The following is a 14,990-nucleotide window of genomic DNA, read 5'->3' as shown; positions in this document are numbered from 1 at the left end:
GTTTGCGCAGACCCCTGCGCCCAAATTGCCAACAGGGATGACGCTATGCTGATTCTGGAATGTCCGTATTGCGGCGTCAAAGCCGAAGAAACCGAACTGACGCCGGGCTATGAGGCGCATCTCAAGCGCTTTGGGCCGGGGTCTTCGGACACCGAGTTTGAAGATTACATGTTCGCGCGCAAAAACCCCAAGGGGGTGCATTTTGAACGCTGGCGGCACGTTTATGGCTGCGGCAAGTGGTTTTTGGCGGCGCGGGACACCAACACTTTGGAGGTGTTCGGCACTTATGCGGCGCAGTCTTCGGCTCCGCCTGCTGAGTTGCAAGACAAGATCAAGGCCAAGCGGCCGGACTGGAAGGGTTACAAATGAGCACCCGTCTCTCAAAAGGTGGCCGGTTGATCGACCGCGCCGCACCGCAGGAATTTTCGTTTAACGGCAAGAAGTTGCGCGGCTTGGCGGGGGATACTCTGGCGGCGGCGCTGCTTGCCAATGACCAGATTCTGCTGGGCCGCAGTTTCAAATATCACCGCCCGCGTGGGTTGGTGGCGGCGGGGCCGGAAGAACCCAATGCGATTGTGGGTTTGGGCCGCGATGGTCGGTTTGAGCCGAACCAGCGCGTGACCACCACGGAACTGTTTGATGGGCTGGAAGCCGCCAGCCAGAACCACTGGCCCTCGTTGGAATTCGATGTCGGCGTGATCAACAACACGCTTGCACGGTTTCTGCCGGGGGGCTTTTACTACAAGACCTTCATGTGGCCGCGGGCTGCGTGGAAACATGTGTTCGAGCCGATCATCCGCCGCTCGGCTGGTCTGGGCAAGGCCCCAACCGTGCGGGATGCGGATCGTTATGAGTATACCTACAGCTTTTGCGATGTGCTGATTCTGGGTGGCGGCATTGCGGGTTTGCAGGCGGCGCTGGTCGCGGGCGCTTCGGGTGCGCGGGTGATGCTGCTGGAACAATCCGCACATTGGGGCGGGCGTGCGCCTGTCGATGGCGATGTGATTGAGGGTCAGCCAGCGGACATCTGGATCAACTCTGCCGTGCAAGCCCTTGCCGCTATGGACAATGTGACGATGCGTCTGCGCACGATGGGTGCGGGGGTGTATGACCACGGCTATGTGCTGGCCGAAGAGAAGGTCGCCGACACGACGCCGGGCGATGGACGGCCGAAGCATCGGCTGTGGCGTATTCGGGCGGCCCAGATTGTCACAGCGACGGGGGCGATTGAGCGGCCGTTGTCGTTTGCAGGCAACGATATTCCCGGCGTGATGCTGGCGGGGTCGGTGCGCGAGTATGTGGTGAATTACGCGGTGTCTCCGGGTGATCGCACCGTGGTTGTGACCAACAACGACGACGCCTACCGCACCGCGATTGCGCTGGTGCAGGCGGGGCTGTCGGTACCGTGTATTGTGGATGCGCGGGCGAGCATTATGGGTGATCTGCCTGCGAAAGCGCGGGCGATGGGCATCCGGGTTGAGGCTGGTAAGGCGATTGCCAACGTCAAGGGTGGCAAGCGTGTCACCGGGGTGTCGCTCTGTGTGCAAGCCGGTGAAGGCGCTGTTCTGGAAGAGATTTCCTGCGATGCAGTGGCGATGTCGGGCGGCTGGTCGCCTGTCGTGCATCTGTGGAGCCATTGCGGCGGCAAGCTGATCTGGGACAAGACCCATGCGCATTTCCGCCCTGATGCAACGCGTCCGCCGACTGGCGCGGATGGTCTGGCGATGGTGGTGCCTGTCGGCAATGCCAATGGCGCGATGACGGCGGCTGAGGCTTTGGTTTGCGGTGCCAAAGGTGGGGCTGCGGCGGCGATTGCGGCGGGCTTTAAGGCCGAGGCTAAGGCGGCTGTGGCCGATGCGGCACCCGAAGCGGATATGGAAGCGGTCTGGATCATGCCGCAGGGCGCGGGTCCGGCGTTGAAGGCCAAGATGTGGCTGGATTATCAGAACGATGTGAAGGTGTCTGACGTGCAACTGGCTGCGCGGGAGGGCTATACTTCGGTCGAGCATACCAAGCGTTACACCACTTTGGGCATGGCAACAGATCAGGGTAAGCTGAGCAATATCAATGGTCTGGCTGTTCTAGCTGATGCGTTACATGAAGAAATTCCGCAGGTGGGCACTACCACCTTCCGCCCGCCTTATGCGCCGGTCACTTTGGGGGCTTTGGCGGGGGAATCTCGCGGGGATATCTTCCAACCCCTGCGCAAGACGCCGATGCACGCGTGGCATGAGAAGAACCATTCGTATTTTGAACCCGTCGGGCTGTGGCGCAGGCCCTACACCTTCCCGCGTGCGGGCGAGAACCACGAGCAGGCGGTGCATCGTGAGGTGATCAACACCCGCAGCAATCTGGGGCTGCTGGATGCCTCGACGCTTGGCAAGATCATCGTCAAGGGCCCGGATGCGGGGCGGTTCCTGGATATGCTCTACACGGGCGTGATGAGCACTCTGCCGATTGGCAAATGCCGTTATGGGCTGATGTGTTCGGAACAAGGTTTCCTGTCGGATGACGGCGTGGTGGCGCGGATTGATCAGGATACCTGGCTTTGCCACACCACATCCGGTGGCGCGGATCGTATCCATGCCTGGATGGAAGATTGGCTGCAATGCGAGTGGTGGGATTGGCAGGTCTATACTGCCAACGTGACCGAGCAGCTGGCTCAGGTGGCGGTTGTCGGGCCTAACGCTCGGAAAGTGCTGGAGAAACTCTGCGGAATGGATGTTTCCAAGGAAACCCTGCCGTTCATGCAATGGGCCGACGGCACCTTGGGCGGCTTTCCTGCACGGGTGTACAGGATCAGTTTCTCGGGCGAATTGTCCTATGAAGTCGCGGTTCCGGCAAGCATGGGGCTGGCGTTCTGGGAGGCCTTGCACGCAGCGGGCGCAGAGTTTGGCGCGATGGTTTATGGCACTGAAGCGTTGCACATCATGCGGGCCGAAAAGGGCTTTATCATGATCGGCGATGAGACCGATGGCACCATCATTCCGCAGGATTTGAACCTGGGCTGGGCGATTTCGAAGAAGAAGGCAGATTACCTTGGCAAGCGCGGGCAAGAGCGGACCTATCTGGCCTCGCACGACCGTTGGAAGCTGGCCGGGTTTGAGACTCTGGACGGCTCGGTTATTCAGGACGGCGCTTATATTCCTTCGCCGGGTAAGAATGCCAATGGGCAGGGCAATACCCAAGGCCGGGTGACCTCGACCTACTTCTCGCCGACCTTGAAAAAGGGCATTGCGATGGGGTTGATCAAGGGCGGCATGGAGCGGCTTGGCGATGTGGTGGAGTTTACCACGATCACCGGCGGCGTGGTGAAGGCCCGCGTGGTTGATCCGGTGTTCTATGACAAAGACGGGGAGAAGAATAATGTCTGATGCAGTCAGTGACCAGATCGCCGGCGCCCAGATCGCCGGGGCCAAACCTGTCAGCGCCATTGGTCATGCCTCGTTTGATGGCTTTGCCAAGGTGCGGGAAATTGGCCCAGTGGGGATGATTTCATTGCGCGCCAAAGCTGATCTGCCGGGACTGGCAGCGGCGATCATGGCGGCGGCGGGGACGGCTGTGCCTGCGCAGCGCCAGATTGAAATTGCGGGCGAAAAAGCGGCGGGCTGGATGAGCCCGGACGAATATCTGCTGCTGCTGCCTTACGGCGAGACCGACGCGGCTTTGGCGGCGATTGCCGAGGCTTTGCGCGGCCAGCATCATCTGGCGGTAACCTTGTCGGATGCCCGCGCGGTGTTCCGGGTGGAGGGAGCCAAGGCGGATCAGGTGTTGGCCAAGCTGTCCCCGGTGGATTTCGCCACATTGGGGCCGAAGGAATTGCGCCGCACCCGCGCGGCGCAGGTGGCTGCGGCGTTCTGGCGCGATGGTGATGGCTTTACCGTGGTGTGTTTCCGCTCGGTGGCGGGATATGTGATGGGATTGCTGAGCCATTCCGCGACCAAGGGCAGCGAGATTTCCTAACGTTTGCATTGCGTTAGGGCTTGACGCGTCACGGCTCGGCACGCTCTGGTAGAGGTCTGGGTTTTACAAAGGATTCTGTCAGATGCGGATGCGTGTTAAGGCGTTTGCTTGCACTGTGGCGCTGGTCTTGGCGGCGGGCGTGGTCAGTGCCAAGCCGGTGGTCTATGATTGCAAGCCCGTCGTGGGCCGCTCGGATTCGGTGATCCAGCCCGAATATGTGATCTCGTATGACAAGGCTACGGGTGCGGTTTTGGTCAATGATCCGATCATCATGGGCACTGTCGGCAAGCCAATTCAGGGTAAGGTGCAGTCGGACAGCGATGTGCGCACGGTGTTCGACTGGAAGTTGAAGACCGTGAAAGGCACCAGCGACAGTGCCTCTTGGGAATATCGCGCGCGGGTTTTCAAGGATGGCCGCCTGTCGCTGACAGTGACGCCGGTGGGCTATGACAACCAGTTCTCCAGCGAGGGGCGCTGCACGATCAACAAGTAACTAATGCTGGCAAGTGACGGCTGGCAAGGTCTTGCGCAGGACGAGTAAAGAAGTCGGGAAATGCAGCACTTGCTCTTGACCTTGCCGCTTCAAAGTCACTTATAGAGTGCAACGCATATCTGAACAGGAGCACCTCCGATGGCCTTTACCCTTCCCGATCTTCCCTATGCACATGACGCTTTGGCGGCCCTTGGCATGTCGAAAGAGACGTTGGAATTCCACCACGATCTGCACCACAAAGCCTATGTCGACAACGGCAACAAGCTGATTGCGGGCACCGAGTGGGAGTCCAAATCGCTGGAAGACATTGTCAAAGGCACCTATGTCGCGGGTTCCGTGGCGCAGAATGGTATCTTCAACAACGCGTCGCAGCACTGGAATCACAACCTGTTCTGGGAAGTGATGGGGCCTGCGGGCAACGCCATTCCCGGCGCTTTGGAAAAAGCTTTGGTTGAGGCGTTTGGCTCGGTTGCCAAGTTCAAGGAAGATTTCGCCGCCGCTGGCGCTGGTCAGTTCGGTGCGGGCTGGGCTTGGCTGGTGAAGGACAAGGACGGCGCTTTGAAGGTCACCAAGACCGAAAACGGCGTCAATCCTTTGTGCTTTGGCCAAACCGCGCTGCTCGGCTGCGATGTCTGGGAACATTCCTACTACATCGACTTCCGCAACAAGCGTCCGGCGTATTTGAGCAACTTCCTTGACAAATTGGTCAACTGGGAAGCGGTAAGCGCCAAGCTGTAAGGTTTATCACCGTATCAACAACGCCCGTCCTGGGAACCGGGCGGGCGTTTTGTTGTGTTAATTACCCCCGCTTTACCCCAATATCACCCCAGCGCGTTGCGGGCTGATCTTGCCTGATTTTGCACGAGGGTCGGCACACGGGCGGTCGAGATTAGCTCAAGTGCGTCGGCAAGTCGGCCTGCACGCAGGATAGCCCGTGCATGGCTGGTGCGGCTGCGCGAGGCTTTGGCGGTAAAGCTATGATTTAGCGTTGCGGCAATGGTTTCGTTGCTAAGTTTGGTATTGGCGAACAGCGGCAGGTGGGCGACGAAACATGCCATACCAATAGATTGCAGGCTGCGGATAAGTTGAGCGTCGGTCATGGCATTTCCTGACTGCATGGGGCGCATCCATGGGCAGTTTAGCGGTCTGCGGTCGGGGCGCAACCTAAAGATGTGCGTGGCGTCAGGACAAGGCCGCGCGCAGGGCTTCGGTCAGGGCGGGCACGTCGGGGATGGCGGTGAAATAGCCCTTCACCGAAGCATCGGCGAAGCCTTCCGCGATGATGTGATCAATCAGGGCGATCAGTGGGTTCCAGTAGCCTTCGGAGTTCAATAGGAAGATCGGTTTGCGGTGCAGGCCGATTTGCGCCCAGGTCAACACTTCGAAAAACTCATCAAGGGAACCCGCACCGCCCGGCAGCACCACGACGGCGTCGGAATTCATGAACATCACCTTTTTGCGCTCATGCATGTCTTCGGTGATCACCAACTGGCTGAGATCTTGCTTGCCGCGCTCGGCGGTCATCAGATGCGTCGGGATGACGCCGAAAGTGGGGGCCCCTGAGCTTTGCGCCGAACGCGCGACCTCACCCATCAAACCGACATCGCCTGCGCCGTAAACCAAGCGCCAACCTTGGGCGGCGATGGCCGCGCCCATGGCGCGGGCGGCGGCGGTATGGGCGGGATTGCTGCCAGCGCGCGCGCCACAGAAGACACAGATCGAAGACAGAGCACGGGCCATGGGCATATCTATCCGAAAATTGTTGCTTTAACGCCTGATATAGCGGTTCCATGACGAAAGGAAGAAGGGCCGGGAACAGGCCTTGAATACGCCTTACTCGGGGGGAATCGATGGCTGGTTGGAGTGGACTGAGTGCGGGCGAGCGCGGGGCTGTGCTGCTGGGCGGCGCTGCGGTTGTGGCGGTGGCGGGGTATTTCGGCTTTGCGCGCGGGCCAGAGGTGGCGGTGCCTGCGGCGGATCAAGCTGCGGTGACGGCGACAGAGGTTCAGGGGGCCGAGGTTCCGGCAGCACAGGTTCCGGCGGCGGTTGCGGGCACGGAAGCGACGGCTGGGGCTGTGGCTTCGCTTGACGCTTCTGCGGCGCAAACGGCGGCAGATGCGCCTGCGCCACTGGCGGATTCAGCCCCAGTTGCGGGTGCGAGTGCTGTGGTTGACCCGGCTGCGGCACCCGCGGATGATAAGGCTGTGCAAACGGTGGTTCCGGCAGGCTCGGGTTCGATCGACACGGTTGCGACAGCCGCGATCCTGCCCAGCTTTGATCTGGCCCGAATTGCGGCTGATGGTGCCGCGACGGTGGCGGGGCAGGCTGCGCCGGGGGCAGCGGTGGCGATGCTGGTCGATGGTATTGAGGTTGCCCGTGCGCAGACGGACGCGCAGGGCAAGTTTGCGGCTTTGTTCGATCTGCCGCCCAGCCCGGTGGCGCGGTTGTTATCCTTGCAGGCGACGGGCGCGGATGGGGTTGCGGTGAAGGGGGCCGAGACGGTGGCTTTGGCTGCGGTTGCTGCGGCGGCCACGGAAACGGCGGCCCCAGAAACGGCGGCCCCAGAAACGGCGGCCACGGAGACGGCGGCCACGGAGACGGCGGCCACGGAAACGGCGATTACGGAGACGGCGACTTCTGAAGCTGCGGCGGCAACCGCCTTGCAGGCTCCGGCGGCGGTGTTGATCGCGCCTGAGGGCGTGAAGGTGCTGCAATCTGGTGGCGAAATACCTGCTGAATTGGCGGGCGCGGTCACGCTGGACACGATCAGCTATGCCCCGGATGGTGCTGTGATGCTGGGCGGGCGGGCCGGGGCCGGGACGGGATTGCGGGTCTATCTCGACGGTCTGGCGATTGCCGATGTGGCGGCGGGGCCGGATGGGGCTTGGGCTGCGACGTTGACAGATGTGGCGGCGGGGATTTACACCTTGCGGGTGGATCAGCTGGCGGCGGATGGCACGGTGAGTTCGCGGTTTGAAACCCCGTTCAAGCGCGAGACTTTGCAGGCTTTGGCTGCGGCCTCGACGCCTGCGGTTCAACCTGAGGTGAGTGCCGAGGCAGCGCCCGTTGTGGCAGAACCTGCGCCAACTGCGGATACCACTGCCGTCGAGGTGGCTCCAGTGTCGCCTGCTGCGGCGACAGAGGTTGCGACGGGCGATGCAGCCCCTGCGGCTGAACCCGCCGCAGCGGGTACGGCCCCTGTTGTCGAGGCCGCGCCTGTTGAAGCCACCGCAGCGGTCCCTGACGCAGCACCTGTCCCAGAAACGGCAGTTGCTGAAATGGCACCTGCCGCCGCCGCACCTGTCGTATCAGAACCTGCGGCTGTGGCACCTGCGGCTGTGGCCCCGGTCTCTGTCACGGTGCAGCCGGGTTATACACTGTGGGGCATCGCGCAGCAGAATTTTGGCGATGGCGTGATGTATGTGCAGGTGTTTGAGGCCAACAAGGATAAGATCAAAGACCCCAACCTGATCTATCCGGGTCAGGTGTTTACGATTCCTGCGGCGCCGTAGCCGGGGTCATTGCAGCGGGCGATATCACCGGGGCTGCCACGGTTTGGCCGTGGCGGCAGCAGGCCATCACCTCGGGGTGTTCCATGCAGCAATCGTTGAGCAGAAAGCTGATCGTAGCCCCCATGCCTGCGGCATCGACCGAATAGAACACATTGCGCGCCAGTTTGCGCGAACGGATCAGGCCCGCTTGCTCCAAAGCCGCCAGATGGAACGACAACCGCGACGATGACAGCCCCAAAGCCCGGCTGATCTCGCCCGCAGCCAGTCCCTGATCGCCCAAGGGCATCAGCAGGCGCATCAGATCCAGCCTTGCATCATTGGCAAGCGCGGAGAGTGCGGCGAGGGCTTGGGATTTCTCCACGTTTCAACTGCTCATGAATCATTGAACTATCTTGGTGTAGTGGATATGTGGGATGCGGTAAAGCGGGTGCGGCCTTTTGGCCCCTGCGATGAAGGATCAAGTGATGCGGAATACGACAGTCAAGGCCAGCGCGGCCACAGCCAGTTCGGGAACAGCCAGTTCGGTGGCGGCCAGTTCGGGAACAGCCAGCGCGGCCACAGCCAGCTCGGTGGCGGCCAGTGCGACAGATGACACCGACGGCCATGCGGGCGGCTGGGCCACGATGAAACGCGTGGCCCCTTACCTGTGGCCGGAAGGTGAGACTTGGATCAAGCTGCGGGTGGTCGCAGCCCTGTTGTTCTTGCTTGCCGCCAAGCTGGTGTCGATCACCATGCCGTTCATGTACAAGCAGGCGGTGGATGCTTTGGTCGGCAAAGACCCGAGTGCGGCGACCATGCTGGGCTTGGGGGCTGTCGGGCTGACCGTGGCCTATGGCTTGGCGCGGTTCGGATCAGTGGCACTAGGCGAAGCCCGCGACTGGGTGTTCGTGCGGGTTGGCCAGCGCGCGTTGCGCAAGCTGGCGTTAGAGACATTCACCCATATTCACCGCCTGTCGATGCGCTATCACATCACCCGCAAGACCGGTGGACTTAGCCGCGTGATCGAGCGTGGCGTGAAGGGTGTCGATTTCCTGCTGCGCTTCATGTTGCTGTCGATCGGGCCGTTGATCTTGGAACTGTCGCTGGTGTCGATCATCTTCGCTTTGTATTTCGGCTGGCAATATGCCGTGGTCGTGGTGGTGACGATCACGATCTATGTGACCTACACCTTCAAGGTCACTGAATGGCGGGTGCAAATCCGCCGTCAAATGAATGATCAGGATACCGACGCCAACCAGAAGGCGATTGACTCTCTGTTGAACTTTGAGACGGTGAAATATTTCAATGCCGAGGCGCGGGAAGCAGCGCGCTATGATGGCGCGATGGCGGCGTATGAGGGCTTTGCGGTGCGCACCGGGCAGTCTTTGTCGGTGTTGAACATAGGGCAAAGTTTCATCATCACCACCGGGCTTATTCTGGTGATGGTGATGTCGGCTTACGGGGTAGAGGCTGGTCAGTTCACCGTCGGCGATTTCGTCATGGTCAACGCCTATATGGTGCAGATCACCATGCCGTTGGGCTTTCTTGGCACGGTATACCGCGAAATCCGCCAAGCACTGGTCGATATGGCAGCGATGTTTCATCTGTTGGAACAGCCCGAGGAAGTCACCGATAAACCCGGCGCCGTGGCGTTGCAGGTGACGGGAGGTGAGATCACGTTTGACGATGTGCGCTTTGCCTATGATCCGTCGCGACCCATTCTGAAGGGCATCAGTTTTACGCTGAAACCGGGGCAGCGCTATGCGTTGGTCGGGCCTTCGGGCTCGGGTAAATCCACCATCGGGCGGTTGTTGTTCCGGTTTTATGATGTGACCGGGGGCAGCATCCGCATTGATGGGCAGGATCTGCGCGATGTGACGCAGACCTCTCTGCACGGGCTGATTGGCGTGGTGCCGCAGGACACGGTTTTGTTCAACGATACCGTGCATTACAACATCGCTTATGGCCGGGCAGGGGCGACTGAGGCCGAGATTGTCGCAGCGGCGAAGGCGGCGAAGATCCATGATTTCATCATCTCATTGCCAGATGGCTACGCGACGACCGTGGGCGAGCGCGGCTTGAAGCTGTCGGGCGGCGAGAAGCAGCGCGTCGGCATTGCACGCACTTTGTTGAAAAACCCGCCGATTCTGGTGCTGGATGAGGCGACGAGCGCCTTGGACACCCAGACCGAGCAAAGTATTCAGGAGTCGTTGCGCGAAATGGGGCAGGGCCGTTCGGTGATCACCATCGCGCACAGGCTTTCGACGATTGCCGATGCCGATTGTATTCTGGTGCTGGAGGACGGCGTGGTGACCGAACGCGGCACGCATGACGAGTTGCTGGCGCGCGATGGCAAATACGCGGCGATGTGGGCGCGGCAATCTGCGGATGAGGAAGAAGCGCAGGCGGCCTGAGGCTTTGCTTTACGGCTTGCGGCTTTCGGGGCAGGATGGGCTTACCTTAATACGCGACATTCATAGGCTGATCCTGTCTTGGTTTGTGTTCAATCTGAAAAAGATCGAACATAAACCGCTGTCTGGTGATTTCATGCTGCCCCGATTGTTTTTAATATTTTGCCTTTTGCTGCCCGTGCAGGCCATGGCCGAACGGCGGGTGGCGCTTGTGCTTGCGGCGCAGGATTACCGCCATCTGCGCAAGCTGGACAATCCGGTCAATGATGCCGTGGCGGTCGAGGGCTTGCTTTCGGGGTTAGGCTTTGAAGTGACCGTGGAAACCAACCGCGATTTGAAGCGGATGCGGCGGGCCTTGCAGGATTTTCGTGAGGATGGCGCAGGGGCGGACGTGGCCTTGCTGTTTTACGCAGGCCACGGAGTTGAGATAGCCGGGGTGAATTACCTGCTGCCCGTCGATGCGCAGGCGGGCACGGCAGAGGCGGTGGCGGGCAGTGCTTTGCCGCTGGCAGAAGTGCAGGCGGCTTTGGCCTCGGTCGCCCCCATCGGCATTGTTTTGCTGGATGCCTGCCGCGAAGATCCTTGGGGCGGTGGGGGTTCGGGGCAAGGGCGCTCGGCTGTCGAGTTGCAGGATGCGGTGGATCAGCCCAAGCCCGGTTTGGGCCGGGTGGGGCGCGCGGACGGGGTGTTGTTCGCGTTCTCGGCGGCTCCGGGTGAGGTGGCGGCGGATGGCACGGGCGCGGACTCCCCCTTCACCGAAGCCCTGTTGCGGCATTTTGCGACCCCCGGCGTCGAGGTGCGCACGGCGCTGACCTTGGTGCAGCAGGATGTCTATGACCGCAGCCGGGGCAAGCAGTTGCCCTATATCGAAAGCGGTTTGCCGAGGCTGTTTTTCGCGGCTGAGGTCGGGGAATTGGGTGAGCGGGATCGGCTGTTGGTGGCAATGGCGGGGCTGCCTGCCGAGTTGCGCGCCGAGGTTGAGGCTTTGGCGCGGGACAAGGATATGCCGCTGGCCCCGCTCTATGGCGCGCTGATGTCGGCGGATTTGGCGGGTAAAGACCGCAGTGCGCGGGCGCAGGCCTTGGTGCAATCGGCGGAATCCTTCCTGCGGTTTCGCGCGCAGGTGCAACTGTTGTCGGCGGATGACCCAAAGGTGGCCGAGTTCCGGGCAGAGGCTGAACAGGCGCTGGATTTGGGCGCGTTTGACCTCGCGCGCGCGGCTTTGGACAAGGCCGCGAAATTGGACGCCGGGGCGCGGGATGCGTTGCGCGACAATTACCGCAGCCGGACTTTGTCCGAGGCGCAGACCCATGCGCTGGCGGCCTCTGCCGCGAAAGCCGATTTGCGCTATGATCTGGCAATGGCGGATCTGACCAAGGCTCTGGCGCTTTATGCCGAATTGGAGGGACCGGACTTATCCCGCCCAGACCGCGAGGCTTACACAGATTTACTGTGGGATCAGGGCGATTTGTCACGTAACATTGGCAACACCAGCTTTGCGCTGCGCAGCTATCGCGCTTGGCAAGACATTGCCGCCGCACGGGTGGCCGAAGCCCCGCAGGATGCCGATTTCCGGCGCAACTGGTCGGTGGCGCGGGTGAATATCGGCGATATGCTGCTGTTGCAGGGCGTTTTGGCCGGGGCTGAGGCCGAATTTCGTGCCGCGTTAGAAGTCGATCAGGACCTGGCCGCGCGCAAAGATGCGCCGTTGAAATGGCGGCATGATGTGTTCGTCTCACAATCGAAACTCGGCGATGTGGCGCAGTTGCGCGGCGATCTGGCGCAGGCTTTGGCGCTGCAAGAGGCCGGGCTGACGGTACTGCGGCAACTCGTGATCGAATTTCCTGATCGTGATGATGTGCGGCGCGATCTGGGGCTGTCGCTTGACCGGGTCGGCGATCTGCGCAAGCTGTCGGGCAATCCGCGTGGGGCTTTGGTGGTCTATAATGAGGCGATGGCTTTGCGGCAGGCCCTGCTTGCGCGGCTGCCCGATCGGGATGATCTGCGCAATGATCTGGCCACCAGTCTGGACAAGATCGGTGATGTGTTTCTGGCGCTGAATGACCCGAAAGCAGCCCTGCTGCGGTTCAAAGCCGAGGTGGCGCTGTTGGAAAAACTGGTGGCAAAGGACGCGGGGCAAACCAAATGGCAAAGCGATCTGGCGATGGGCTATGTCAAACTGGGCGATGCGCGGGCGGCACTGGCAGCCCCGTCCGAGGCGGCAGAGCTTTACGCTAAGGCGCTGGATTTGCGACTGAAACTGGCGGCGCTCGACCCTGCGAACGCCGATTGGCAGCGCAGCGTGGCGCTGGCGCAGTCTCGCTTGGGCGATCTCGCGTTCAAGCGCCAGGATTATGTCGAGGCAGAGCGGCGGTTCACGCAAGCGCAAGCGATCTCGCAGGCGCTGGCTAAGGCCGATCCGGGCAATGCCAGCCGCCAGCAGGATTTGGCGGGCAATCTGGACCGCTTGGGTGATGTGGCCTTGATGCAGGGCGATCCGGTACGCGCACGCGATTTGGTGCGACAAAGCTATGCGATCTCGGCCGACATCGCGGCGCGTGATCCGGGCAATGTCGAGAAGCAGTTGAACCTTGTCGCCAGCCTTGTGCGGCTGTCAATCTATGAAGACGACCCCAAACCACGTCAGCGCGAGGCTTTGGCGATATTGAAAGCCTTGCAAGCACAGGGGCGGCTTGATCCGGGGCGGGCGGGGTGGATCGGGGTGATCGAGGCGCAACTGGCAGAGCCTTGATCAGCCCTCGCGCACCAGCACCACCTCGGCAAGCCCCACGGCATGGCTGCCCATCACATTGGCGACCACCACGCCATCGAGGCTGATCGCTGAAAATCCGGCAGATTGCGCGATGGTGACGACCGGGGGAATTTCAACGTGATTGGCGTCGAAATGCGGCGCGTAATGCAATTCCAACTGATCGGTCTGGAAAATGTAATCGGTGATCGTGGCGGCGGCGGTGCTGTCTGCCCATTGATGCTCGATCTCAAAGCGATCCGCGCCAGCACCGCCCGTGGCGGTGTCGCCGTGGCCGATGATAAGGGTGTCGCGGCCATCGCCGCCCGAAAGCGTGTCAACTCCATCAATCGCAGTCAGGCTGGCTTCGGCGGAATGGGTGTCGGAATAGCCTGACAACGTATCATCGCCGCCACCGCCAAGCAGACTGTCCGCGCCCGCACCACCCGCCATCAGATCATTGCCGGAATCGCCTGCCATGCGGTCTGCGCCATCGCCGCCATGCAGCGTGTCCAAGCCGTCGCCGCCGCGCAGGGTGTCAGCGCCCAAACCGCCGTCGATGCTGTCCTCGCCCGCGTGGCCCAGTACCGAATCATTGCCGTCGCCCATCGCGGCATGATCGTTGCCCGCGCCAAGATCGGCGTAATCAGACCCCGACGACCCTGCCAGATGATCCGCGCCACCCTCCAGATGCCAAGCGGTCGGATCGCTGCCACCTGCAAGGCTGTCGTCGCCTGCGCTGCCCTGCACATCGTCGCTGTAATGCCCGGCTGCAAATTGCGGATCGGTCGCCGCATCGGGCACCAGAACAATGTCGTTCAGGCTGAAATCATCGACGCCGTCCAGTTGTGCGACAATCGCGCCGTCCATCCTGATCTCGGTGCTGCCATCGGGGGTATGCGTCAGGCTCATCATCGGGGGCACTTCGGCCGAGCTATCAGAGGAATAATGCGGGGTGTAGGTGATATGCACAGCGTCCTGCGCCGCGTTGTAATCGGTGATATGGGCAATGGCTGCGCCATCGTCCCAGCGGGTGTCGAGATCGAAGGTGTCGTTGCCAGCGCCACCTTGGCCGATATCGCCGTGGCCCAGCACCAACAAATCATTGCCATCGCCGCCGACCAACTGATCGCTGCCCTCGGCTCCGGTCATGCCGCCCGCACCCGCAGCCCCGGTGAGAAAGCCCGACAACGTGTCATCGCCAGCACCTCCGTTCAGAATATCGCCGCCCAAGCCGCCCCAAACCTCGTCATTGCCATCGCCGCCCGCGAGGCCATCATCGCCAAGATTGCCCTGCACATCGTCGTTGCCCGCGCCGCCAAACAGCGAATCCGCACCGACGCCACCCTCTAAGCTGTCATTGCCCGCGCCGCCAAGGCCGATGTCGTTGCCAGCCCCCATCACGGCATGATCATCGCCGTCGCCCAAGTTGGCGTAGTCATTGGCCGAAGACGCCGTCAGATCATCATTGCCATCATGCAAAAACCACGCCTGATTGTCGGCATCCGCGGTGACGGTGTCATTGCCCTCGGTGCCGTCATGCGCATGGGCATAGTTTTGCGCGTTATACAGCGGATCATTGTTGGCAGGGGTGTCGTCTGACGTGTCATCCGTGCCTCCCATGCCGATATTGAGGCCCAAAGCGCCGAGAAACAGGAAGATGTTAGCAAGGACAGCAGGTTCCATCGGGCAACTCGGGCAAAGGGGACAAGTTTTCGAAACATTTCATGCAAATATGTTAACAATTCGTCCTAATCGCGGCGGTTTGTCAAATTTGCGCGAAACTGTGATCTGTTGGCGGCAGCTGCAAAGCGCGGGGCTAAGGCTTGCGCCGTCGCAGGGCTTGGCAAGTTGCGGGCTTTGCCTGTAAGACAGGGGTCAAG

The 14,990-nt window shown here is 61.3% G+C and carries 12 protein-coding genes; 8 read left to right on the top strand and 4 right to left on the bottom strand.

Features of this window, described 5'->3' with window-relative positions; genetic code table 11:
- The first annotated feature begins 45 nt into the window (after positions 1-45).
- From ACP7AP_RS07465 to ACP7AP_RS07445, 5 genes are all read left to right on the top strand, one after another.
- Positions 46-369, top strand: coding sequence for a sarcosine oxidase subunit delta (locus ACP7AP_RS07465; protein ID WP_426033572.1), 324 nt, complete (start codon positions 46-48; stop codon positions 367-369).
- The gene (locus tag ACP7AP_RS07460; protein WP_426033571.1) at positions 366-3,374 is read left to right on the top strand and encodes a sarcosine oxidase subunit alpha family protein; all 3,009 of its coding nucleotides are present in this window, start codon (positions 366-368) and stop codon (positions 3,372-3,374) included. Before ACP7AP_RS07465 ends, ACP7AP_RS07460 begins: the two co-directional genes overlap by 4 nt.
- Positions 3,367-3,963 (top strand): sarcosine oxidase subunit gamma, encoded by a 597-nt coding sequence (locus ACP7AP_RS07455; RefSeq protein ID WP_426033570.1) that lies wholly within the window; start codon positions 3,367-3,369, stop codon positions 3,961-3,963. Before ACP7AP_RS07460 ends, ACP7AP_RS07455 begins: the two co-directional genes overlap by 8 nt.
- A gap of 82 nt (positions 3,964-4,045) precedes the next feature.
- A complete protein-coding gene (locus tag ACP7AP_RS07450; protein WP_426033569.1) occupies positions 4,046-4,456 on the top strand; it encodes a hypothetical protein in 411 nt (136 codons plus the stop codon).
- Positions 4,457-4,594: 138 nt separating this feature from the next.
- Entirely contained in the window at positions 4,595-5,194 is a 600-nt protein-coding gene (locus ACP7AP_RS07445) for a superoxide dismutase (protein WP_426033568.1), read from the top strand.
- Between the two features lie 83 nt (positions 5,195-5,277).
- Here the strand turns inward: ACP7AP_RS07445 and ACP7AP_RS07440 are convergent, their stop codons facing one another.
- Positions 5,278-5,556 carry a hypothetical protein gene (locus ACP7AP_RS07440; protein WP_426033567.1) on the bottom strand — a complete coding sequence of 93 codons (279 nt, stop codon included), beginning with the start codon at positions 5,554-5,556 and terminating at the stop codon, positions 5,278-5,280.
- An 82-nt stretch (positions 5,557-5,638) separates the two neighbouring features.
- Complete coding sequence (locus ACP7AP_RS07435) at positions 5,639-6,202, bottom strand: TIGR00730 family Rossman fold protein (protein ID WP_426033566.1); 564 nt, start codon at positions 6,200-6,202, stop codon at positions 5,639-5,641.
- A 104-nt stretch (positions 6,203-6,306) separates the two neighbouring features.
- On the opposite strand from ACP7AP_RS07435, the gene ACP7AP_RS07430 reads away from it, so the two are divergent.
- The gene (locus ACP7AP_RS07430; RefSeq protein ID WP_426033565.1) at positions 6,307-7,968 is read left to right on the top strand and encodes a LysM peptidoglycan-binding domain-containing protein; all 1,662 of its coding nucleotides are present in this window, start codon (positions 6,307-6,309) and stop codon (positions 7,966-7,968) included.
- Here ACP7AP_RS07430 and ACP7AP_RS07425 read toward each other — a convergent pair.
- Entirely contained in the window at positions 7,946-8,329 is a 384-nt protein-coding gene (locus tag ACP7AP_RS07425; protein ID WP_426033564.1) for an ArsR/SmtB family transcription factor, read from the bottom strand. The two genes, ACP7AP_RS07430 and ACP7AP_RS07425, sit on opposite strands and share 23 nt — an antisense overlap.
- Before the next feature lie 262 nt (positions 8,330-8,591).
- On the opposite strand from ACP7AP_RS07425, the gene ACP7AP_RS07420 reads away from it, so the two are divergent.
- Entirely contained in the window at positions 8,592-10,361 is a 1,770-nt protein-coding gene (locus ACP7AP_RS07420) for an ABCB family ABC transporter ATP-binding protein/permease (RefSeq protein ID WP_426033617.1), read from the top strand.
- Complete coding sequence (locus tag ACP7AP_RS07415) at positions 10,336-13,110, top strand: caspase family protein (RefSeq protein ID WP_426033563.1); 2,775 nt, start codon at positions 10,336-10,338, stop codon at positions 13,108-13,110. Before ACP7AP_RS07420 ends, ACP7AP_RS07415 begins: the two co-directional genes overlap by 26 nt.
- On the opposite strand, the gene ACP7AP_RS07410 is transcribed toward ACP7AP_RS07415, so the two are convergent.
- Positions 13,111-14,793, bottom strand: coding sequence for a calcium-binding protein (locus tag ACP7AP_RS07410; protein ID WP_426033562.1), 1,683 nt, complete (start codon positions 14,791-14,793; stop codon positions 13,111-13,113).
- Between the last annotated feature and the right edge of the window lie 197 nt (positions 14,794-14,990).

The organism is Cypionkella sp. TWP1-2-1b2 (assembly GCF_049896245.1).
Taxonomy (GTDB): domain Bacteria; phylum Pseudomonadota; class Alphaproteobacteria; order Rhodobacterales; family Rhodobacteraceae; genus Cypionkella.
This window is presented reverse-complemented; position numbering and strand designations above follow the sequence as displayed.

Excerpts from the sequence above, each read along its gene's own strand:
- ACP7AP_RS07420 (WP_426033617.1), top strand. The coding sequence starts at position 8,592 with ATGAAACGCGTGGCCCCTTACCTGTGGCCGGAAGGTGAGACTTGGATC.
- ACP7AP_RS07450 (WP_426033569.1), top strand. The coding sequence starts at position 4,046 with ATGCGGATGCGTGTTAAGGCGTTTGCTTGCACTGTGGCGCTGGTCTTG.
- ACP7AP_RS07440 (WP_426033567.1), bottom strand. The coding sequence starts at position 5,556 with ATGACCGACGCTCAACTTATCCGCAGCCTGCAATCTATTGGTATGGCA.
- ACP7AP_RS07435 (WP_426033566.1), bottom strand. The coding sequence starts at position 6,202 with ATGCCCATGGCCCGTGCTCTGTCTTCGATCTGTGTCTTCTGTGGCGCG.
- ACP7AP_RS07430 (WP_426033565.1), top strand. The coding sequence starts at position 6,307 with ATGGCTGGTTGGAGTGGACTGAGTGCGGGCGAGCGCGGGGCTGTGCTG.
- ACP7AP_RS07410 (WP_426033562.1), bottom strand. The coding sequence starts at position 14,793 with ATGGAACCTGCTGTCCTTGCTAACATCTTCCTGTTTCTCGGCGCTTTG.
- ACP7AP_RS07465 (WP_426033572.1), top strand. The coding sequence starts at position 46 with ATGCTGATTCTGGAATGTCCGTATTGCGGCGTCAAAGCCGAAGAAACC.
- ACP7AP_RS07460 (WP_426033571.1), top strand. The coding sequence starts at position 366 with ATGAGCACCCGTCTCTCAAAAGGTGGCCGGTTGATCGACCGCGCCGCA.
- ACP7AP_RS07445 (WP_426033568.1), top strand. The coding sequence starts at position 4,595 with ATGGCCTTTACCCTTCCCGATCTTCCCTATGCACATGACGCTTTGGCG.
- ACP7AP_RS07455 (WP_426033570.1), top strand. The coding sequence starts at position 3,367 with ATGTCTGATGCAGTCAGTGACCAGATCGCCGGCGCCCAGATCGCCGGG.
- ACP7AP_RS07415 (WP_426033563.1), top strand. The coding sequence starts at position 10,336 with ATGAGGAAGAAGCGCAGGCGGCCTGAGGCTTTGCTTTACGGCTTGCGG.